At 37.7% G+C, this 22,071-nt stretch carries 20 protein-coding genes and 1 pseudogene; 2 read left to right on the top strand and 19 right to left on the bottom strand.

Annotated elements, in window-relative coordinates; genetic code table 11:
- Positions 1 to 77: 77 nt before the first annotated feature.
- Positions 78 to 1,031: a D-2-hydroxyacid dehydrogenase gene (locus tag ACFSGI_RS16335; RefSeq protein ID WP_204825260.1), complete on the top strand. Its 954-nt coding sequence runs from the start codon at positions 78 to 80 to the stop codon at positions 1,029 to 1,031.
- Positions 1,032 to 1,173: 142 nt separating this feature from the next.
- Here ACFSGI_RS16335 and ACFSGI_RS16340 read toward each other — a convergent pair whose 3' ends face one another.
- The 5 genes from ACFSGI_RS16340 to ACFSGI_RS16360 form a co-directional block, all read right to left on the bottom strand.
- Entirely contained in the window at positions 1,174 to 2,121 is a 948-nt protein-coding gene (locus ACFSGI_RS16340) for an MsnO8 family LLM class oxidoreductase (RefSeq protein ID WP_204825262.1), read from the bottom strand.
- Between the two features lie 22 nt (positions 2,122 to 2,143).
- Positions 2,144 to 3,556, bottom strand: a complete 1,413-nt coding sequence (locus tag ACFSGI_RS16345) for a deoxyguanosinetriphosphate triphosphohydrolase family protein (RefSeq protein ID WP_204825263.1) — start codon at positions 3,554 to 3,556, stop codon at positions 2,144 to 2,146.
- Between the two features lie 281 nt (positions 3,557 to 3,837).
- Entirely contained in the window at positions 3,838 to 4,731 is an 894-nt protein-coding gene (locus ACFSGI_RS16350; protein ID WP_204825264.1) for an ABC transporter permease, read from the bottom strand.
- Between the two features lie 11 nt (positions 4,732 to 4,742).
- On the bottom strand, positions 4,743 to 5,747 hold the full coding sequence (locus ACFSGI_RS16355; protein WP_204825265.1) for an ABC transporter permease: 1,005 nt from the start codon (positions 5,745 to 5,747) through the stop codon (positions 4,743 to 4,745).
- 20 nt (positions 5,748 to 5,767) lie between these two features.
- Positions 5,768 to 7,387, bottom strand: a complete 1,620-nt coding sequence (locus tag ACFSGI_RS16360) for an ABC transporter substrate-binding protein (RefSeq protein WP_204825697.1) — start codon at positions 7,385 to 7,387, stop codon at positions 5,768 to 5,770.
- A gap of 483 nt (positions 7,388 to 7,870) precedes the next feature.
- Between ACFSGI_RS16360 and ACFSGI_RS16365 the strand changes: the two genes are divergently transcribed.
- On the top strand, positions 7,871 to 9,781 hold the full coding sequence (locus ACFSGI_RS16365) for a 5'-nucleotidase C-terminal domain-containing protein (protein WP_204825266.1): 1,911 nt from the start codon (positions 7,871 to 7,873) through the stop codon (positions 9,779 to 9,781).
- A 348-nt stretch (positions 9,782 to 10,129) separates the two neighbouring features.
- Here ACFSGI_RS16365 and ACFSGI_RS16370 read toward each other — a convergent pair whose 3' ends face one another.
- From ACFSGI_RS16370 to ACFSGI_RS16435, 14 genes and pseudogenes are all read right to left on the bottom strand, one after another.
- Positions 10,130 to 10,405, bottom strand: a complete 276-nt coding sequence (locus ACFSGI_RS16370; RefSeq protein WP_204825267.1) for a holin — start codon at positions 10,403 to 10,405, stop codon at positions 10,130 to 10,132.
- A 110-nt stretch (positions 10,406 to 10,515) separates the two neighbouring features.
- Entirely contained in the window at positions 10,516 to 11,481 is a 966-nt protein-coding gene (locus ACFSGI_RS16375) for a glycoside hydrolase family 25 protein (protein WP_204825268.1), read from the bottom strand.
- Positions 11,482 to 11,913: 432 nt separating this feature from the next.
- Positions 11,914 to 12,342: pseudogene (locus ACFSGI_RS16380) on the bottom strand (phage holin family protein); the annotation flags it as partial.
- Positions 12,343 to 12,449: 107 nt separating this feature from the next.
- On the bottom strand, positions 12,450 to 12,569 hold the full coding sequence (locus ACFSGI_RS16385; protein ID WP_274170676.1) for a CD1375 family protein: 120 nt from the start codon (positions 12,567 to 12,569) through the stop codon (positions 12,450 to 12,452).
- A gap of 1 nt (position 12,570) precedes the next feature.
- A complete protein-coding gene (locus tag ACFSGI_RS16390) occupies positions 12,571 to 12,999 on the bottom strand; it encodes a hypothetical protein (RefSeq protein ID WP_204825270.1) in 429 nt (142 codons plus the stop codon).
- Between the two features lie 15 nt (positions 13,000 to 13,014).
- On the bottom strand, positions 13,015 to 15,552 hold the full coding sequence (locus tag ACFSGI_RS16395) for a hypothetical protein (RefSeq protein ID WP_204825271.1): 2,538 nt from the start codon (positions 15,550 to 15,552) through the stop codon (positions 13,015 to 13,017).
- A gap of 2 nt (positions 15,553 to 15,554) precedes the next feature.
- A complete protein-coding gene (locus ACFSGI_RS16400) occupies positions 15,555 to 15,836 on the bottom strand; it encodes a ketopantoate hydroxymethyltransferase (protein WP_204825272.1) in 282 nt (93 codons plus the stop codon).
- Positions 15,833 to 16,420, bottom strand: a complete 588-nt coding sequence (locus ACFSGI_RS16405; RefSeq protein WP_204825273.1) for a putative phage tail protein — start codon at positions 16,418 to 16,420, stop codon at positions 15,833 to 15,835. The genes ACFSGI_RS16400 and ACFSGI_RS16405 overlap by 4 nt, the downstream gene beginning before the upstream one ends.
- Positions 16,413 to 17,492: a baseplate J/gp47 family protein gene (locus tag ACFSGI_RS16410; RefSeq protein ID WP_204825274.1), complete on the bottom strand. Its 1,080-nt coding sequence runs from the start codon at positions 17,490 to 17,492 to the stop codon at positions 16,413 to 16,415. Before ACFSGI_RS16410 ends, ACFSGI_RS16405 begins: the two co-directional genes overlap by 8 nt.
- 4 nt (positions 17,493 to 17,496) lie before the next feature.
- A complete protein-coding gene (locus ACFSGI_RS16415) occupies positions 17,497 to 17,907 on the bottom strand; it encodes a DUF2634 domain-containing protein (RefSeq protein WP_204825275.1) in 411 nt (136 codons plus the stop codon).
- Positions 17,904 to 18,161, bottom strand: a complete 258-nt coding sequence (locus tag ACFSGI_RS16420; protein WP_204825276.1) for a DUF2577 domain-containing protein — start codon at positions 18,159 to 18,161, stop codon at positions 17,904 to 17,906. The genes ACFSGI_RS16415 and ACFSGI_RS16420 overlap by 4 nt, the downstream gene beginning before the upstream one ends.
- A gap of 3 nt (positions 18,162 to 18,164) precedes the next feature.
- Positions 18,165 to 19,130: an XkdQ/YqbQ family protein gene (locus ACFSGI_RS16425; protein ID WP_204825277.1), complete on the bottom strand. Its 966-nt coding sequence runs from the start codon at positions 19,128 to 19,130 to the stop codon at positions 18,165 to 18,167.
- Positions 19,127 to 19,882 (bottom strand): LysM peptidoglycan-binding domain-containing protein, encoded by a 756-nt coding sequence (locus ACFSGI_RS16430; protein ID WP_204825278.1) that lies wholly within the window; start codon positions 19,880 to 19,882, stop codon positions 19,127 to 19,129. The genes ACFSGI_RS16425 and ACFSGI_RS16430 overlap by 4 nt, the downstream gene beginning before the upstream one ends.
- A complete protein-coding gene (locus ACFSGI_RS16435; protein WP_204825279.1) occupies positions 19,883 to 21,916 on the bottom strand; it encodes a hypothetical protein in 2,034 nt (677 codons plus the stop codon).
- Between the last annotated feature and the right edge of the window lie 155 nt (positions 21,917 to 22,071).

The raw sequence follows: 22,071 nt of genomic DNA on the forward strand, positions 1-22,071 counted from the left end.
TGGTGTGCGGGTTATTATTTGATATCATTTAAAAAAGAAATAACTATTCAAGCTTTACTACTCAAGGAGGGAACAACATGTCTACCATTGTATTTCTACAAGAACTAGATGAAGCTCAAAAACAACAGATTCAAAAGGCAGCTCCCCATTATGAGTTGAAAGCTGTTCCTGCCAAACAAGCAGATGCTTCGCTTTTTCAGGATGCCGAAATTATTGTAGGCTGGTCTAAAAAGCTAGCCGATTATATTCTTGCAGAAGACTGTCCAGTTAAATGGGTTCAAACCTGGTCAGCAGGCGTAGATAATATGCCTTTAGAAAAGTTGAGTCATAAGCAAGTCCAATTGACCAGCGCTAACGGTGTACATACCGTTCCTATTTCAGAACAAATTTTTGGATATATGTTGTCGTTCTCTCGTAACTTTCATCAAGCGATTCGTAATCAGAGTCAGCAGACATGGGATACCAGTGGAACGTTTACCGAACTAAAAGGAAAATCGATTGCTATTGTCGGTGTTGGCAATATTGGACAGGAGACTGCAAGACTTGCTCAAGCATTTGGTATGCATACGATCGGTGTTCGTCGTTCTGGCCAAGCAACAGAATATATCGAACAGATGTATACAATGGATCAATTAGATGATGCGTTAGCTCAAGCAGATTATGTGGTGAATATTTTGCCATTGACCGATGAGACGAAGCAATTGTTTAATCAAGAACGTTTTGCAGTGATGAAGAAAAATGCTATTTTTATAAATGTAGGACGTGGTTCTACAGTGGACACCGATGCATTGGTTCAAGCTTTAGAAGATCAAGTAATTGCAGGAGCAGGGCTTGATGTGTTTGACCCTGAACCTTTACCTGAAGATCATCCATTATGGAACATGGATCAAGTGATTATCACCCCTCATATTGCTGGTAGCAATGAACATTATACAGAACGTGTATTGGATATTTTTCTAGCCAATTTGAAAGCTTATCAAAATGATCAAACTCTTCCTATTAATCTAGTTGATTATGGTAAAAAATATTAAATAAAACAATAAAAAGACTCGTTCCCATAAAAAGGACGAGTCTTTTTTGTTCTAAAAAAGTACACTTTATTCAATCATTCGATTATTTATTCAGCTTTGTCTACCTTTTGTGTACTATTACTATTTTCCAATTATTAGTATTTTATAATAAAGAAATAGAAGATACCGATTGATTGGCTTCTGCAATTTTTTGATATACGTGAATACGTTCATCATACGTTTTCAATGGACAAATAAGCAGTAGTTCATCCGTCTTATATTGAATCTGTAATTGTTGTAACTGCTCTATAATAGTTTCGGTGCTTGCTACTATAGGAGCTGGAATTTCGTCTGTACTTCCGCCCGGCGCTTGAGAATTACTTTTCCACTGCTCATACAACTGCTCTGCTTCTGTTTGCGTATCTGCGCAAATCACAGAGATTGCCATCATGACTTTAGGATGAGACTGTAAAGATGTCGCTTGATAGTGCTCCAGATAATGCTCGATCGCTTTCTGACCATCATTATCGCTCATAAAGTAACCAAATACATATCCTGTTCCATATTCAGCAGCTAGACCTGCACTTTTGATATTGGTGCCAAGTAACCAACATTCTGGCTCTTGTGCAGGAATAGGTCTAGCATGAACAGCTCCGCCTTCAATCTCATATTTATTTTGCAACAAATGAGTAAGATCTTGCATTAAGGCAGGCATCTGAGAAACATGTTCTAAATAATTGCCACTTAGTGCAATCGAGGCATGAGCAGATCCACCGGGTGCACGTCCTATCCCGAGATCGATTCGACCTGGATATAACGCAGATAACATCCGAAACGTTTCTGCGATTTTGAGTGCACTATAATGAGGCAATAATACACCACCAGAACCTAGACGAATAGTTGATGTATGCGCTCCGATATGAGTGATCAATATTTCAGGTGCTGTACAAGCAAGCCCTGGCATATCATGATGCTCTGATAACCAGAATCGCTCATATCCTTGTTCTTCTGCCATTTGCGCTAATCGTACCGATTGTTGTAATGCTTCTTCAACCGATACGCTTTCTAATACAGGTGACATATCCAGAATGCCAAGCGGTAATGCTTTCATGGTTTCACCTCTTCTATGATGTTTAATCTAGATCGTAAATCGAACCCACTTTGAGTCCGTATAATTCATTATATATTTTCTCAGCAAATGCGTCGGTCATTCCTGCAATATAATCAATGACCATTCGCTCCCATGTCCATACCGGATTCGGGCTTAATTGATCACGCTCAAATCGTTGCAGCCAATCGGAAGGAATAATCGAAACCGACGATTCTTGATCAAGAAAAGCATCCCATAAGCGGCGAATAATCCATTCACTGCGTTTTTGCAATCGCTGAACCCGTAGATCACGAATCATTGTCACCCATGCAAAACTTTTGAGCACACTCACTGTTCGCAACAAATCTTCATCTTCTGATTGATCATTGATAAAAGTTACCTTTTTCCAATTCCCATCATCAATCACACCGAGATGACTCACAAAATGACTTACCCAGTAGGCTTTGACTTCGCGACGAGTACGTGAGAAATCGTGATCACAAACAGGCAACTTTTCACGCCAAATACGCAAGTATGCTGTTAAGACTTCATCTACTTTAGCTGCTATACTTTCACGACTCCATCCTAACCAGAAGCGATCTTCAAGTGTCATGATTTTTTCGATAATTAACTTGTGTGTATATGGATCATGCATAAAATGTTCATGCACTTCGATCTTGCCTGCTTTGATCCCATCTTCTAAATCATGAGCAGAATAAGCGATATCATCACACAAATCCATCAATTGAGCTTCCAGTGTAATTTTACGATCTGGAATTTGCCATTGCTGACGAATCTGGTTAATATATTGCCATTCCCGATGGTACAGCCCTTTTTTGTTCACAATTCCGGTATAAGGATATTTGTTGATACCAAGTAGAACAGCATCGCACAAATTCAGCCCATCCAAATTTTCACGTTTTTCCAAAAACATAATCAACCGAAAATTATGAGCATTGCCTTCAAAATGTTCGTATTTTTCTCGCATTTGCTGACGTACAGTTTCCCGTTCAGCAGGTGTTACTTTTTTGCCTTTTAAAGCTTTTTGCGTTTTTTCGGTAATTAAATTTTCTAAAATACTTTCCAGTACTTCTTCTCCTTTATGTCCAAACGGCGGATGCCCGAAATCATGAGCAATCGAAGCACATTCTACAACTTCAGGATGAATAATCAGACCGGGATTGCTAGCAGCCGATTCATCGATTTCAGGATAACGACTGAGTAGACTTTTGGCTGCTTGTCTTGCGATCTGTGCCACTTCCAAAGAATGCGTTAATCGTGTACGGTAATAATCACCGGTTCCTGCTCCAAATACCTGTGATTTTCCTTGTAAACGACGAAAAGTTGGTGAATGAATTAATCGCGAATAATCACGTTCATACGCTTCGCGTGAAGCTTCATGTTTGTCTTCTGCATATTGACGATGTTCACGCATTGATTTTAAATTATTTTCCATATGGTTTCTCCTATATCTCTATATCTATTGTCTATACATGGTTGGAGCGATTATACACATTTTTGCTCACTTCGCAAAGTAACGCATTTTCACAAATACATGCTTATCTAGATGGTAAACTATTTATACCCATTTTACACTGAAAAATATACGTTACAAATTTACTGTATATATAGAAGAAAAAAATTTAGCGTTCTTGGATTGGATATCAAAAAAGAAGATATACGGACCTACAATCGGTTCGCATATCTTCTTTTCATTTTGTCAAAACAGTAGCTAGGTTAGCGTTTCATCCGCGGATCAAATGTATCTCGTAATCCATCACCCATTAGATTAAATCCAAGCGAAGTGAGCAAGATCGATACCCCTGGAAAAATCACTGTCCACGGAGCGGTCTGAATAAACTGACGCGAATCAGATAACATTTTGCCCCATTCCGGTTCAGGTGGTTGAGCTCCCATACCTAGAAATCCTAGTCCGGCTGCTTCTATAATCGCTGTTGCTACTCCTAATGTTCCTTGTACAATAATCGGCGTAAGGCTATTCGGCAAAATATGTCGGAACAAAATCCGTACATCTCGAACACCTGTCGCCCGAGCGGCGGTAATAAATTCTTCCTGTCGTAGTGAAAGCACACGCGATCGTACCAATCGACCATAGGTTGGAATATTGACGATTGCAATCGCATACAGCGCATTTTGCAGAGAAGGCCCTAATATCGCTACAATTGCTATCGCTAACAGAATAGCTGGAAATGCTAACAAGATATCAAATACACGCGAGATTAGCATATCTACCCAGCGACCATAAAAGCCTGCCAGTATTCCCAAAAATGTACCGATAATAATAGAACCAATTACAGATACAAAACCAACCCATAAAGAAATACGTGCTCCATATAATGTACGGGTCAAAATATCTCTGCCTAGATCGTCTGTGCCAAACCAGTGTGTAGCTGATGGCGCTTGCAGACGTTCAGACAATACCTGTGCTTTGTAATCGTAAGGCGAAATAAGTGGTGCAAGTAAAGCCAGTATAATGAAGAATACGACAATTGCTAATCCGACCACTGCTGTTTTGTTACGCATAAATGAACGTATTCCATCACGCCAGGGACCAGACTTTATATGTTTGACGTTGCCTCCTGATCCGGTATTCAGGGTTGCTTGTGTCATCAGATCACCTCTTACTTGTACTGGATACGTGGATCAAACAGAGCATACAGCAGATCCACCAGCAGATTAATAACAACAAAAATGATAGCAATAATTAAAATGCCTGATTGGATTACCGGATAATCACGATTGCTAATTGCTTCATAAATATATCTACCTACGCCTGGCCAAGCAAAAATCGTCTCGGTTAGTACAGCTCCACCAAGAAGTGCACCTGTCTGTAGACCAATAACCGTCAAGACTGGAATAAACGCATTTTTCAATCCATGCCGGTATACTACATAAAATTGAGATAATCCTTTGGCTTTGGCGGTACGAATATAATCAGACTGCATGACTTCAAGCATACTGGAACGTGTCATTCTTGCTATAACCGCCATCGGAATTGTTCCTAATGCTATAGAAGGCAAAATAAGATGTTTGATTACTGTCCATAGTTGCGCAGTTTGCCCTGAAATTATAGCATCAATCACATAGAACCCTGTCACTGTTTCTAACGGTTCACGTACATTCACACGTCCAATCGAAGGCAACCAATGCAGTTTATTGGCGAAAATCCATTGTTCCATTAATCCTAACCAGAAAATAGGCATCGATACGCCAACTAGCGCAATAATCATACAGATATAATCAAACCACGAATTGTGTCTCCAAGCGCTAATAATGCCTGCATTAACACCAATCACTATCGCAAACAGCATACTAGCTACTGTTAATTCCATCGTTGCCGCCAGGTAAGGACCTATTTCTTGCGAAATAGGCTCCTTTGTACGGATCGAACTTCCTAAATCACCTGTCAGCAAATCACCTAAATAAGCAAAATACTGTTCTAACCACGGACGGTCTAATCCTAACTGTTCACGCAAAGCTTGCTTAGACTGTTCTGTTGCTTTTTCCCCTAGAATCGTATCTGCCGGATCACCTGGAATCGCATGGATAATCGAAAATACAATAATAGTCATGCCTAGTAATACTGGAATGAGTACAATCAGACGCTTTAAAATGTAAGAGCCCATGCTGATCACCTACCATGCTTTTATTGTTCGATGTAGACATTGGTGTATGCTTCTGAGCCGGTTGGTGAAGGTACATACCCTTTCAATTCAGCTTTAGCTGCAAGTAGTGGCGTAGAATGTACCAATGGAACCCACGGCGCATCTTTTTTCACAATGACTTGAGCTTGTTCATACAATTTACTACGTTCTGCTTGATCGGTTTCTTGCTGAGCTTTGACAATTAGATCATGAAATTCTTCACTATCGTATTGACTATAGTTGTTACCACCAATAGAATCTTTATCAAGTAATGGATAGAAGAAATTGTCAGGATCTCCATTATCACCAGTCCAACCAATAATAAACAGATCATCTTTAGTACCGTTTTTCAAATCTTCCAAATAAGTCGCCCATTCTGGAGATTCAATTTTTACTTTGACACCAATTTGTTCAAAGCTAGCTTGAATAACTTCAGCTACTTTACGTCCATCTGGCATGTAAGGGCGTGGTACAGGCATAGCATAGAACGTTAATTCTTGATCAAGTCCATTCGGATAACCTGCATCAGCAAGTAATTGCTTCGCTTTTGCTAAATCATACGGATAATCTTCAACCGATTTGTTATATCCCCATAAAGTTGGTGGAATTGGATTGACTGCCGGTTCTGCTTGGCCTGCGAAGAACGCATCAATCAGACCTTTTTTATCAACAGCATAGTTTAGTGCTACACGTACTTTAGGATCATCAAATGGTTTTTTGGTTGTATTGAAACCTAGATAAGCAACATTGAATGGTGGACGATTGATTTTTTGAAGTGCTGGATTCGCTTCCAAGCTTGCTAAGTCATCTGGACTTAAATCTTCCATCATATCAATTTCGCCATTTTGAAGGGCATTGTAACGAGCAGTGTTATCGGGAATCGAGCGGATAATGACTTGATCCATTTTTGGCAATCCTTCTTGCCAGTAGTTAGGATTTTTGTCGAGTGTGATTGAATCGCTACGTTTCCATTCTTTAAATACAAATGGGCCTGTACCGACTGGATTGGATTTGAAATTTTCTTTTTCATCTTCGATTGCTTTTGGACTCGCAATACCGAAGCAAGTCATTGCTAGATTTTGTAGAAAAGGAGCTTGTGGTTTATTTAATTTGAAAACAACCGTTGTTGGATCAGTTGCAGTTACGCTTGCAATAACACGATCTTCTTCCGGTCCAAACATGGAATCATAATAATCGAAGGAGTCCCCTTCAAATTTGTATTTACTTTTAGTGTCACTCCAGCGATTGAAGTTAAACACAACAGCATCGGCATTAAAATCGGTACCGTCATGGAATTTGACACCTTCGCGTAATTTAAATGTATACGTTAACGCATCGTCTGAAATCGTCCAACTTTCTGCGAGTGATGGCATAACTTCAGTCGTTCCTTCTTTGTAATCTAATAATGTATCAAAAACCTGTTGGGCAATTTTGAGCGATTCTCCATCAGTAACGATTGCTGGATCAAGTGCGGCTGAATCTCCACCCCGTCCTACAATTAGTGTTCCGCCTCCAGTACCAGCGGTTTCTCCTGTTCCATTTGCTTCAGGTTCTGTTGTAGATGGTTTATTTCCTGTACAACCCGCCAACAATAACACAGATGTAAGCATCAACGTAAACATAAGCAATAATCCCTTTTTCACAAGCAACAAACTCCCTTCTGAATTAGAAAATCATGGATACGTACTCAATTCTTTTTTCCAGCATATTCTCTTGTATATGTATTTTGAGAATGATGTCTAAAATTGGAATTGACCACAGGTTGAACTTAATCTACATCATTGTTACTTGTTTGGCAATGTTTTTTCACATAAAACGTTTATTTGTTACAAAAGGCTACATCAAACGACAGTAATATCGAATTATTGCGTTTTATTTATATTTAAATTCTTTTATATAGCGATAAGTTCTCTACAAATTATCAATATACTTTGATTTTAAAAACCTATAACAACAATATTTTTTGGGACAAATGTATATAATGTCATATTAACTAACTTTTCTTTATACTTTTTTACAAATAGTTTGTTCAAATCTAGTGACACCGTTAACAATTAACTGATAGAATAAGGAGAATACCAAATAAAAGGGGGCATTTCATTTATATGTTTACAAAGAAAACGGTCTTATCATTTGCCGCGTCAGCATTGCTAACTTTGAGCTTTTCCAGTGTTCTATCTGCGGCCGCACCTTCAACACTAACGGTAGAAGGTATTACTCAGCAGGCTAAACAAGATGCTGGTACTGGAACACATATCACTCTCTTACATACGAACGACGTTCATGCTCATGCTACAGAAGCTACGCCTTATATGGGCTATGCCAAACTTTCTGGAATCGCTAATTTGTATCGTGAAGCGAATCCGAATACGTTGTTGTTAGATGATGGAGATCAGATTCATGGTACTTCTTTTGCAACACTGGTTAAAGGCGAAAGTGTTATTCAAACGATGAATCTAATGGGCTATACAGCAATGGAGCCAGGTAACCATGAATTTGATTATGGTTATGATCGTTTGCTAGAGCTTTCCAAAATGGCGAACTTCCCTATTATTTCTTCTAATATTGTTGAAAAAGATGGAACAGCTCCTTTTGAGCCTTATATTATTCGTGAAGTAGACGGAGTCAAAATTGGTATTTTCGGATTAGAAACGCCTGAGACTGCATACAAAACAAATCCTAAAAATGTAACCGATGTTGAATTTACCGATCCTGCGGTAGCTGCTAAAAAAATGGTAGCTGAATTACAAGGTAAAGTAGATGTTATTGTGGCTTTGGGACATTTGGGTATGGATCAATCAAGCACAGATACAAGCTTGAAAGTAGTTAAAGAAGTGCCGGGTATCGATGTATTTATCGATGGTCACAGTCATACTTTGCTTGAAAACGGGCAAACTGAAAATGGAACCCTGATCGCAAGCACAGGCGAATATGGTGAACATATGGGTGTTGTCGATCTATGGGTAGACGGCGGTAAAGTCACGAAAAAACAAGCTTATGTATTAGACGAAAAAGCAGCAGCAAATGTTACTCCAGATCCTAAAGTAGCGGCACTTGTAGATTCTATTCAAGAATCACAAAAATCGATCCTTGAAGAAACCGTTGCTGAATCTTCTGTCAAATTAGATGGTGAGCGTACTAAAGTTCGTGCAGGTGAAACGAATTTGGGTGATCTGTTAACAGATGCTATGCGCAAAACAGCGGGTACAGATGTAGCGATTACTAACGGCGGAGGTATTCGTGCTTCAATCGCTGCGGGTAAAGTAACCAAAGGTGATATTATCACTGTTCTTCCTTTTGGTAATCTAATCGTGTCAATCAATGTCACTGGTGCTGAACTGTTAGCGGCATTGAACAACGGCGCTAGTGATTTCCCGAACGAAAAAGGAGCATTTACACAAGTATCTGGAATGACTTACAAAATCGATACAGCGAAAGAAAAAGGTAAACGTGTCCACTCTGTAACTGTAGGTGGCAAGCCACTTGATCTAAAAGCAACATATAGTCTTGCAACGAATGACTTTATGGCTGTAGGTGGAGACGAATACACGATGTTCAAAGGCAAAGCACAAACAGGTATCTATGGTTCTTTAGACGAAGCATTGATCGAGTATATGCAATCTTTGGGCAAAGTTAATATTCAAACAGATGGACGGATTGCAGAAGCAGCTACTCCTGCATCAAGTACAGGTGAAGCAACAACACCTGCAACTCCAGTGAAGCCTGTTCCTGCTAAACCATCTACAACTAAGCCTGCAACACCTGCCAAACCGGTTCCTGCTAAGCCTTCTACAACTAAGCCTGCAACGCCTGCTAAACCAACTCCTGCCAAACCGGTTCCGGCAGCAAGCGATGTATATGTAGTTAAAGCTGGGGATACGTTGTATTCAATCGCTGTAGATCATGGTACAACATGGAAAGTTCTACGCGATCTGAACGATCTTACCAATGCACACTGGATTTATCCTGGTCAAAAGATCAAACTACCTGCGGCAACAGCTACAGTAGCTTCTTAAATCAAAAAAGGGTATAGCTACTTTACCAGTCAGCATATATATGTAAACTAAAAAGTGTATACCCTAAGACACTTTAATAATCTTCAATGCAAAAAGTAAAAGGATCTGGATTTTTCCAGATCCTTTTTTTGTTGTTTATTTGAGAACATTAAGAAATCATACAACCAGCAGAAGTATTCAATAATTATCAAATGACTTTGACTCTGCTACTCTCTTCAACAATATAGATATACGGTTGTAGCATAAATTAGATAGGGCTGACTCATCTATCAATACAGTGATATAAAAATGTTCTTTTTATTGTTCATGCACCTATTCATTCGATGATACGGTCTGTATATTACTATATTAATTGCTTTTGCTCGTTCCTACTTTTGGATTAAAAGCTAATTCAAATAATCCTGTCGCAGACAATCCAGCAAGTCCACCTGCCCACAGACGAGGAACTAATCCCAATTCTGTAAACGGATAAGCGGCTGCTCCAATACCTACGCCGATCACAATACCGATCACTGGAATTAGGTTTTTAGGGATAGCTACTGCTGTTTTGAGTGCTTGCACAAGTGCTAATACAATCAGCGACAAGGTGGAGGCAAATGCTAACACATTATTTAATTCTTCCATTTTACGACTCCTTCCTTTTTCACCAAAAAGTTATTGGTGTTACGTTTTATTTTGTTTAGTTAGCTATCGTTATGACATGATTGGAACTTTCTTTAGTACGAAGATGATTTTTATATCAGACCTTTACGGTGTAGCACTGTGAGTAAACGATAAAAGTCATAACTTCCGCCTTCTGCAGCTTGAATCAGACCACTAGATACTGCGCGATCTACAGCTTCTTTGGCCCATGTAGGAATATCCATTTTTTGCGTTTGCTCGATACGTTGGATACGCGTATCTACTTTGGTAATACTGGTTTTGAGTAGATCACGACTATCTGTTAATGCAGCAATACGATCTGCTTGTACTTTTACAGTCGCTTCTAATGCTTGAAAAGCTTTTTTTTCTTCTGCGGTCATTGGTTCTTTTCCCTCCTCTACCGGTTCATGGTCTTCCTTGTTGGTGTACCTAGAAATTAATTGTGCTAATGTACCTTTATAAATATTGAGATCTACATTGCCACCGATCCCATTCACATATCCAGAATCAGAGTATTGCCAGAAATCCCATGATTGCCATGCAGTACAATCGTCAGGAATACGAGTATTACTGTATCTTGCGATCCATAATGAATACTTGCTCAGTGAATTATCAAAATTAGCAGCAAATGCATTACCTGTGTAAATCATAGGCTGAATATGAGTTAGACGTTCCACCTCTTCTAAAAAAGCTCTAGCAATCGCATTGATCGAGCTTTTACTCAGTCCGCTTGGATTATTTTCGTAGTCCAATACAGGTGGGAAATCTAAGGCTTTAGCTCCGCCAATTTCTTGCAGTCTTTGTACAAAATGAGCAGCTTCTTGCTGGGCAATACTTGTACTGGTGGCATTCAAAAAATGGTAAGCACCTACCAACAACCCAGCCGCTTTTGCGCCTTTGATATTGGCTATAAAACGAACATCTTTATTACGCGTGCCTTCAGTCGCTTTGATAAACGCATACTGTTTGCCTGCGGCTTTGACTTTGTTCCAATCGATATTGCCTTGCCAGTGTGAGACATCAATTCCTTGTGCACCATCTGCTGTTTTTGGTTGCATCGATTCACCTTCTTTCTGCTTTATTTGTAGATAAATATTGTGATTTGATTTGCATGTAGTACGCTATTGGTTTTACCTGTTTGCTTTACAAATAGTATGAAAATCTTGCCCGATATCGCATTACATTTGGTTTGAGATCAATACCTAGATTGTAGCGAGCAGATACTATTACTCTGGAAAAATAAAATTTTCCAACGTGTTTTCTTTGCGTACAAATTGCTGATCTCGCTCCGCTTGTGTCATTGGAGACAATTCGTCGGTAACGGTTGTATCTTCATCTTGCTTTGGCTTATCGTCTGCTGTCGGATTGGAAGAGTCAGATTGATTATTATGGGAATCGACAGGCTCTACATGTCCATTTTGGTCAGGTTCAATCTGTCTAGTCGTTGTAGATGTGACGGTTGTCGAAGAAGGTGTAGAACGATTCAAAGAAGAATTGGACTCTTCATTCGGTTCATCTTCTCCACTGTGCGATTCAAATATTTTGACAGCATGACGTAACACTTTAGGCATAGGAACCCCCATCCGCCCCATATTTTCGATCACAGATAATAACTCATTCGCTAAATAGAAAAAAATAACAGCATCTTGAAAATAATGCAGATCCCCTACCGCTTTATCGATAAAATGAGCGATCGTGATCATCACAAAGATAGCGACTTTGCGAGCAATCCCTCTATAACCTGTCCGACTTTTTAACTCTCCATTAATCCATGCAGCTGCCCATCCTGTTACCCAATCGACGATGACAAGCATCAATAGTAGATTGATCATTACACTCCACTCCCCGAAAAAGTACCCGATCATGGCCCCCGCACCAGTCGATACCGATTTGACAATGGCTTCAACCTCCCCACCCATGGACCTTTCCTCCTGTTATTGTTTAGTATGGTGCTCTATTTAGGTTAAAAAAGAGCCTCCAGGCAAAGTGCCGGAGGCTTGAAGACTTGGTTTATTTATAGTTGGATTTAAGCTTCTTTTACATTATCCAATAATTGTTGCACCTGATTACGCATTCCTTGATACGTAGGCACATCTTCTATTGTTTTCAGACCCTTTTGAATTAGACTCACATAAATCGCAGCCATATTACTTGCCACCTCCTTGATCAGAAGTAATGCTAGCTAATTGTTCATATAGGTCAGCCACCGCTAATTGTAAATTCGTGGTCTCTTGTTGAGAAGCAGTTAACTTTTCAAATGTATCCGTAAGTGCCAGTTGGGTATTCGTTAGTTCTTGCTGGATTTGGGTTATATCCGTTGTAGGTTGATTATTCGATGATTTTTTCAATTCATCAATTTCTGCTTGTGTTAGTCCTTCCACCCATTGCTCATTGTCCAAGTCCCACTTGGGATGATACAGTCCAGATGGAACAGCAATTCCGATTAGATAACTAACTACAGGAGATTCGGTATCTGTTGGATCGGTATAAAAAGGGACGATACCACTAAAGGCATCGTCCTGAATAACATCTTCAATATATAGACCAGTTGCATCTACTTTGGGTACAGCTTTCATGGAATTAACCTCCTTTTATTGTTCAGCTTCAAAAATACCACTAACCATATACGCACCGTTTTGTGGAACTCCTGTTCCAACAAGCGCATATCCTGTGCTACGAATTTCAAAAGCTGTAGTTGCCAAAACTGAGCTATCGCCATTTCGACTAAATCCTGTAAAAATAACATTTTGCTTTGGTCGATAATTTTCTGGGAATCTAAAAAATACTGTACCAATAGAAGTTAATCCTCCATATAAACAGAAATGAAAAACAACCATATTTGTACCCGCAATTTTTTTGTAACCATTAGTATACCCTGTTGTAAAAGGAGACCAACTACTTTGGAATGTGGGCTGAATCCATGAAGAGTTTTCGATATCTGCCTTTTTGTTTTCAACTACAGAAAGACGAGTAGTATTTTTATTAACTATATCCAACATATTACTTAACAATGATTTCTCATTTGTTGCACAATAACCATTAAAATTAGGAACAGGGTATTTTTTCTGCATAATATATGTGGTAGTGTACGCAGCATTCTCATCATACTTATATGCATCTAATCCTGCTTGCGCGCCGGTAATATTAACATTCTCCCAACCCCAAATATCACGGTGGTTATTTTTATAAATAGCTAAAAATTTAGAAACTTTATTTCTCAAATATGAACTTACAATCCCTGGTGCATTTATAAAATAAGCATTAACAGTTATCTGCGGCTTAGCCATTTCTCTTAAAACAATTCCAACTCCAACTTCAACTTGATTATCACCTAATACAATATCAATTTGCCCTTCAGATGTAATAGGTTCAATAATAGGTTGGTTTAACTTATAGACTAACTGATAAGGAGAAACATCTCTGATTTGACGATAGACAATATTGATGAGTTCAGGTTTTGTGTTTGGTACAATTGTAACTGAGCCTGAATAATCGGTATTATTATAACTTGCAAGAACTGTCCAAGCTTTCTTAGTTCCGTCTGTACGATTATATGAAGTATTACCTGAACTATCAGAACTATCATACATTCTCCATCCAAGAAAATAGGCTTTAATTTCGTCTTTTGTTGGAGTATAGTTATCACCCCAACCACTATCAGTTGCAGAAATAGAAATGAATAAACGTTTACCTTCATTTGTTGTATTAAGCTGTACTTGATCTTTACTATCAGTAGAAAATTTATGATCTAAAATTGCCCCATCATATTTAGTGGCAAAATAAGTGGATGCATCATCAAAAATAGTATTAAAATTAGATGCGTCAACTCTAACAATTTTTATACCTGCCAATGAAGCAAAAGGTTGCCAATTTAGTTTTTCATCTAATAATAGCTTTTTCCATTTAGTCAATCGAAAGTATTGACCATCTCTTTCAAATACTTCATCTGCATCTTCTCCTGTGACTGGATTAGCATACAGATCTGTTTGTAGAGCTAACATTGAATCTTCGCGTGGTTTAAATAAATTAGCTTTACCACCTGTGTTCAACATAATATTAGAAAGGTTTACAGTAGCTGGGCTTGTACCTAATAATCTTACTTCAACTACATTTACTCCTGATGGCACTGTAAATGTTGCAGATATTAATCCGTTTCCTACAGTATCTGCTAAGGGTACCGAAGCATTCATATTATACACAAAAATGCGCCCAGTAGAAGCGCTAGAAATAGCAGACAGTGTATATATAGCTCCAGGTATAACATCAATATAACTAAGAATCATTTTATTAGTATTACTCACATCTACACTATAACGATTATTAACGACTGGTGTACCTTCTGAATTTTTCCATTCTTGCTCTTGCAAAGCAGGTAGCAAGTTTTCACCGTAAGCAATAGCATATGGATTACGTACAGGAGAAATACTATCTACATAAGGATAGTACTGATTAACTTGATCTGCTGTAAGATTATCAATTGATTTATATTCGTCACTATTTAGCTCATATACACGTACTGAATCGAAATAACCATATTTTCCAGCAATAGATTGTACAGCAAGATCAATATTACCTGATAATACAGTAGTTGGACTGAATTTTTTCCATACTGTAGTAAATTGATTTCCAGCAATTGTAGCAGAAGTATACGATCCACCGAATCCTCCACCCCATCCTACATAAATTCCGTTAGCATTATTACCATTTTTAACATCTGCAATGACTACATAATAACTTCCAGATTTCAAATTATTGATTGGAATATAGGCTATACCTGAATCCCCTTCTGATTGAGCTGCACTTGTAACTTTAAGACTATTTTCACCTAAAGTTTTATTAATTGAATCTAAAACCATATTACCTTTATGAACAAAAATTCCATTTAAACTTTCCATCCCACCTGTCCGTCCAAGTAAATTGATTAATGTTCGACCTTTTAAACCTGTTAATTGAAAAGGTGAATTTTTTTTAGCATTTACAATTTGTAGACCTGGTTTTAAGGTCAGTTGTTCATAGGAATCAACATCCAAACGTTCATGTAGATCGCCAAGACCAGCTTCGATTCGATTCATATCTTGTTCTGTTACAGTATCGTTATAAGACCAGTCTGTTTTTGCCTGATAATCCATATTTAAGCTCCTTTCACTTCGATAAATTGTTTGATGACCGTATCTGCTACAACAGGAATATACACTTCACTGCTACTAATTACATCTCCATTACTAGCTTTGAGTTGTAATAAAGACACGGCTTTGATATCTGCAGACTTGATCATATATTCAAGTTCAATCGTTGAAGTCGATACTTTTTTTACTGTAAACGCTGTAATATCATATGATTCGTTAAGAGTAACTTTTGCAATACGTCGATCTGTATAAGCAGCTACTTCTTGTAGATATTTAGTTGTAATCATATAACTCGAATCTCCTCTCCTTGCTCGGCAAACGGAGTACTTCCCAATTTCCAACGTGTAGATAATTTAGTATTACGCGTGGTCACTGAGCGATAAGCTTTTTCTTCTAAAATTAGTGACTCTTGCAAAGAAGTCCCTTGTACATATAATAAGTTAGCAGGTTTGATACTTTGAACCGTATAATTGACTTCATTAAATACCGATGTATCTGTAAGGTTTGCAGTGATTTTTAAAATAAAATTTTGAATATCTACTGTTGCAATAGCTTTATTTGTACCTAGCAATTGATCTAACTTTTGTTGTAAATAACGGATTGTAAAAGGAGGTTTAGTTGTATAACGGTTAATGATTCGACGGCGCCGAAAATCTAACGATTCTTTTGTCGGATCAGCTTGAATGCGTAATTGCAACTCTCGACGACGAATAGAACGTTCACTAGAGGTCATAACAAATTGATCTTCTAGTAAGCGAATACGTCTCTCTTCTAAAAGATCTAATTCTGGTTCTTCAACATCTAACAAAGCCATAAACTCACGAATTTGATGATAATATTCTGGCTCATAGTGCATTAGCCTTTTACTCAAGCTTATCGACTCCTCCCCAAATTGCTATTTGTTCTGGCTGAAGAGTAAAATTATTCGCATTTCCATTAATTTTTGTATTGTTGACATCTGCAATTCCTCGCACACTAACAATACGTGCATCTAATTGACTCAAACGAATAACAATTTGTTCTACATTTTTCCAAGATGTTGTCAATTCCTTGATATATGCAGATAGAGTATCATTGAGATCCGCTTCAATCTGTCCTATTGTTGTTCCAGCCTCAAGTACTAGACGTGTACTAATAGTAATGGGAATTTCCTCTACTCCATTAATAGTCACTCGATGGCCAATAGGAGCAATTCCAATCCCAACTCCTTGATTTACAGTAGGATCAATAATAGTCTGAACACGATGTAACAGTTCTGTAGAAGGCGCACGACCATTACTTGCTATAATTGTACATTTTACTGTACCTCCACCTTGCCATACTGGAAATACTTTTACTCCACCTACACCTTCAATTTCATTAATTTCTTTCTTATAATCTGAGATATTACCTCCAAACGGTTGCTCATTGATCGCCTGTAAATATCGAGCACGTAACGTTTCATCATTTTCGATGTCTTCACCAGGTACAAGGACTTCTCCTAACTCTGCTACAGCAAGACCTTGAATATAGTCTAATGGTAAAAGTGTGCCAGAAGGCGAGTTCCCTGCTTCACCCGCTGTTTCACAAGTTAATGCATATTCACCTAATGCAAGTTTTTGACTAACCACATAAATTAAATCTCCACTTGCCAAACGAATACCAATAGCAACATCTACTTTGCTACCGTCTCCTTTAAAAAACAAACCTTTACGTACAGCATACGTAGCAGCTTGACGCTTGATTCCATATTCTGCTGTACGTCTCTCCAAGTATTCACCACTTGCTGTATCTGCAAAAGACAAATTCATTTGTATGTCTAATTCTGCATACATCTGGGCTAACTCAATCGCAGCAGGTGCTAATGCATCATAGATAATACTGCCTTCACGCTTATCTAATTTATCAGACACTTGATCTAACATACGTTCAAGCAGAACCTCATAGGTCTGTGTTTCATACATAGATTTAACTCACCTCCTCATTAATTTGAAACGAGCCATATCGCGTCTGTACCGTAAAGCTCACTCGAATATCTTCACCAGATGTCCAATACGTCTGAAAATCCACAATTTGCTCAATACGATCATCTTGCAGTAACGCTTCTGTGATCATACGCTGAATCTCAGCACGAACAAATAAATGATCTTGTCCTAGAATCTGTTGCCATTCTGTGCCATAATCTTCGCTGTAGATCAGATATTGATAACGTTCTGTATTGAGTATTTTTAGTACAGCCTGACGAATCGAATCTAATCCATCAATCATCCCTGTAATCACACCACGTTCCCAATCGACCTGATAGGTTAAACCTGGCATTGTGACTGCTTCAGTATCTATTGTTTGTTCTGGTGGTAGTTGTAAACCAATAGGAATCATAGACTGTCCACCACGCGATCTAGTACAACATAACTTTGTCCACCCTGAATACGAAGTAACAATACTCGATCTCCTGGTTGTAATCCAAGTTTCAAGATAGTCTCAGGAATAACTAATGCAGAAGCAGGTAAACTGAAGCGTTGTTCTACGCTGATTTCTAATGGTGAAATACTAAGAACGGTCCCATACAAAGCTGCCATTGGATTCGTATTAGATACCGCTCCAAGACTTGCCTTGCGAATAATATCTAACATTGGTTACACCACCTTCACATCAAGGGACATGGTATGCTCGCCCCCAGAAAATTTGTGACTGCATTCTTCAACAAGATACACTTGATTTTTAAATTCATTTAATAAAATATATACAAACTTGCCAGCACGCACGCGATGATCACCTAATGCTTCTACCGATAAACTAACTTGTTCACGATTATACAGTGTAAGCATTTTTGCGGAAGCTTCTTTGATTTGTGCATCATTCCAGCTATCTTCAGCTTTTTCATATTTTTGTAGTAAGCCCCAATTTGCAATATTCTGACTATCTTGATCAATATAAATTTCTCGCTTACCACTTTTTTTGTTGTCTTTGTACATTTTGATGCGATTATACGTATCTGAATCGATACTCTTCTTAATCGAATAATCATATAAAAAATGTCCTTTTCCTAAAACGACGACTGGTTCAGTGGTTGTATTACTTTCTAGTGTAAGCTGACCATAATTATCATAGAAAACAAGTAATTGTGTACCATAAGCTAACGTATAATCTAGAGCTTTCATGATCGTGTCTAATAGTTTTTTATTATCTTCGATCATAGAAGGAATAACGTAACTACCTTTTGCAAGTGTACCTATTTGTAAATTATTTTTAACCGCAATAGTACGTATTACTTCGTCTGCCGTTACATTTGTAAATACAAAAGTATCGTTTCCTAATAAATATCGTACTTGATCATATGCCGTTAATTTGATCTCATTATCTGTACCTGTACTGACTGAAAAAACATATCCATAAAAAAGATTTTTTAAGTTATGACTAAATCGAACAATATATCCATTTTGTACATCAAAATCTTTCCATTGATATAATCCATCACTTACAAGTGTAAATTCAAGAGTAGCTGGTTTGCCTGTACGACTGGTTTTCCAAGTGATATCAGTTACAATATTAGAGACATCCCACATTTTACCCATTTTATTATCAATATATAGTTTAATCATTTAGCTGCCTCTTTCTGCGGCAATTTGATGACTTTACCTATAGGAAGTCTACGAAGATCACTATCTGAAATTTTGTTCAATTTTTGAATTTCTCGATAACGACTACCATCACCTAGCTTTTTTTTAGCTATTTTCCAGAGTGAATCACCAGCTACTAACGTATACGTACTTGCTGCTTCTTTCGTATCTGCACGCTTTTTTTTGACTTCTGTTTTAGCTTCTTTAAATTTGAGTTTCAATGCTTGATAAAAAACATATTCTTTTAAAGATAACTTAAATTGAATATCTCCTGAATCCCCAGCTACAATGGACCAATCAAATTTTTCGATACTGACGGCCATATTGATCGCCATAAATGCTTCATTTGATCGAAATCGTTCAGATTCGATATCTCCAATCTGTGTATTTAATTTGATTTTCTCATCGAGAGAGGATTCAGGTACATTGAGTCCTGAGAATACAAATCGAAGAGGCTTCTTTTTCTCCATCCATTTTTGGATCATTTCAACATAATGATAAGGAGTATATAAAGTATTACCTACTACAAATGGATAGCGTTGTCCTGGAAAAAAACTTTCTAGTGTAAGCTCACGCAATTTATTAGGCTGAATCGAATTGATCTCACCTAGATCAACAATATTGTATGATTTCCCATCTCCAGATGCGTTGATTTCTAGTTTTTCTGGATTTACAGGAAGTCTCATCACTTCAGTCTCATTATTAAAACTCAGAAAAAAACCGTACTCTTCCATTTAGATGTACACCCCCTGAGCTGTCGATACAAATTCTTCTTCTAGTTTTCGACCAATATGTCCAACAATCGTATCCAGATCAGCACCACTGTTAATATCGCCTGTAGTAACTTGTACAGTAGGAGTGAGACTTACAAAATTTTGGATTGCTTGGAGTTCTGCTAGATCCCGCATCATTTTGAGATCTTCACTTGAAATATCAACAGTTCCCTCAATGTTACCAACATTATTTACATTGTTTACATTATCAACTGTTGCAGGCATTGTTGGTGAGGACATCGCTGGCATAGCACTAGAAGTCGAAGGCATGCCGGCAGATGGCATAGTAGCTCCGGTTCCTTTTGGTAATTCCTGCTTGAATTGACTTGCAGCACTTGTATCTTTGGTTATTTTTGGAGAACTACCTAGCAAATTATCAAGGCTTAATGAGTCTGTAAGCTTATCCATTGAAAAATCTTTAATGAAATTTTGACCTGACTTTTTAATGCCCGAAAAATCTGCTGTAGCCTCAATCAATGGAATTTCTTTCGATTCTATTCCAAGTAAATCAGCAAAAAATCCAGAAACTGTATTTATGCCTTTAATTCCTGCATTAATAACGGCGAGTATAAAATTCACAGCATTCTCAGCACAATCCATAATAAAGCCAAAAGCATTACTTAAAACTTCTTTAACCCCACCACTAACACTTGCTAATGCAATAAACATTGTGATCAAACCAAAGATTAATGCAATAACAAATCCAATAGGGTTAGCCGCCATTACAAAATTAAATATCCTTTGAGCTATAGTAACTATATTTGTTGCAATAGCTGCTAATCTTTGAGCAATAGCAAATTGCATAGCACTAATAGCACCTAAAATCATACCCGCGTTCAATATTGCCCAAACTACTGCTAATCCTAAAATAAAAGGAATCATTCCAATAATAATATTCAAAACATTATATAAAACTAAACCTAATATAGAAATAGAATTCACTACAGTTTGCCAAGCTGCTGGAAGCATAGTAATCAACCATACAAAATCTGCAGCCATCGATGCCAGTCCAGTAGTAAGCATATCAAAGAAAGGTTGAAATGTACCTGCTTGAAAAGCTGTGTTTAACGTATCTAATAATGGTAGTAAGGCTGCTAATGCCCCTGATCCAATATCAATCATTGTCATATTGAAATTAGTCATCAAAGTTCCCCAACGTTCGGTTGGTGCGTCCATCATTGTTTTTAAAGCTTCTTCAGTCATACCTCGTTTATTCATAATTTCATTCATAGCTGAGATATAACCATCAACATTTCCTGACTTTCCTAATTCAAGCAGTTTGTTACTCTCATCTTCAGTTGCTGGGATATTGAAAGCGGTTAAAGGTGCAGTTCTACCTTGCATACCTCCATAAATAACATTAGCTATCTCTGATTCGCTTTGACCAGCTCCAGATAATTTCTTCAACCTAACCGTCATATTATTAAGTTCTCTAATCTGGTCTGTATTTTCGGCACCAGACATAAATATTTGTGCGCCTTTTAAAGCTTCTTTTACATTTGCTCCTGAGTTAATTGCATCCTGTTTGAATTGTTCAAACATTGCTCCGCCAACTTCTGGATTACCTGATCTAGCTATAAATACTTGTTTTGTAGATTGATCTTCTGCTGCACTAACAATAGCTGCTTTTGCTTGACTAAAATCAGGCTTTATAAGCACCTCAAATAATGCAATAGCTTTTTTATTAAGTTCATTCCCAATGGATTGAAAAGCCGAACCTAATAACGATGCTTTTTTACTCCCTTCACTAACATTATCATTTAAAGATTTTTGCTTTGCTATAACTTCGCTTATCTTTTGAGACATATTTACATAGCCTCTAATAGCACCATTCATATAATAATCATTAAAAGATTTAGATTCATATTTTAGCAGTGTACCAAAAAAAGTTTGTTGAGCTTTATTATAATTTTTAATAACTATATTACTAGCGGAAAGAGAAGCTGACTTTAATGTTGAACTAAATTTATTTACAATATTATTAATATCTCCCACTTTTCCACCTCCTTAACTTATAACACTAATGCCTCTTCCCTTTTTTCTGCGCCTTCTTCTCCGCTTCTACACGAATAGAGATCATTGCATAGATAGCGGCACGTTCGTATGGGGACATGTTCATCAGATCGTGTGGAAGGATGTTGAGTTCGTGG

This window comes from Paenibacillus nicotianae (assembly GCF_042681745.1).
Taxonomy (GTDB): Bacteria; Bacillota; Bacilli; order Paenibacillales; family Paenibacillaceae; genus Saccharibacillus; species Saccharibacillus nicotianae.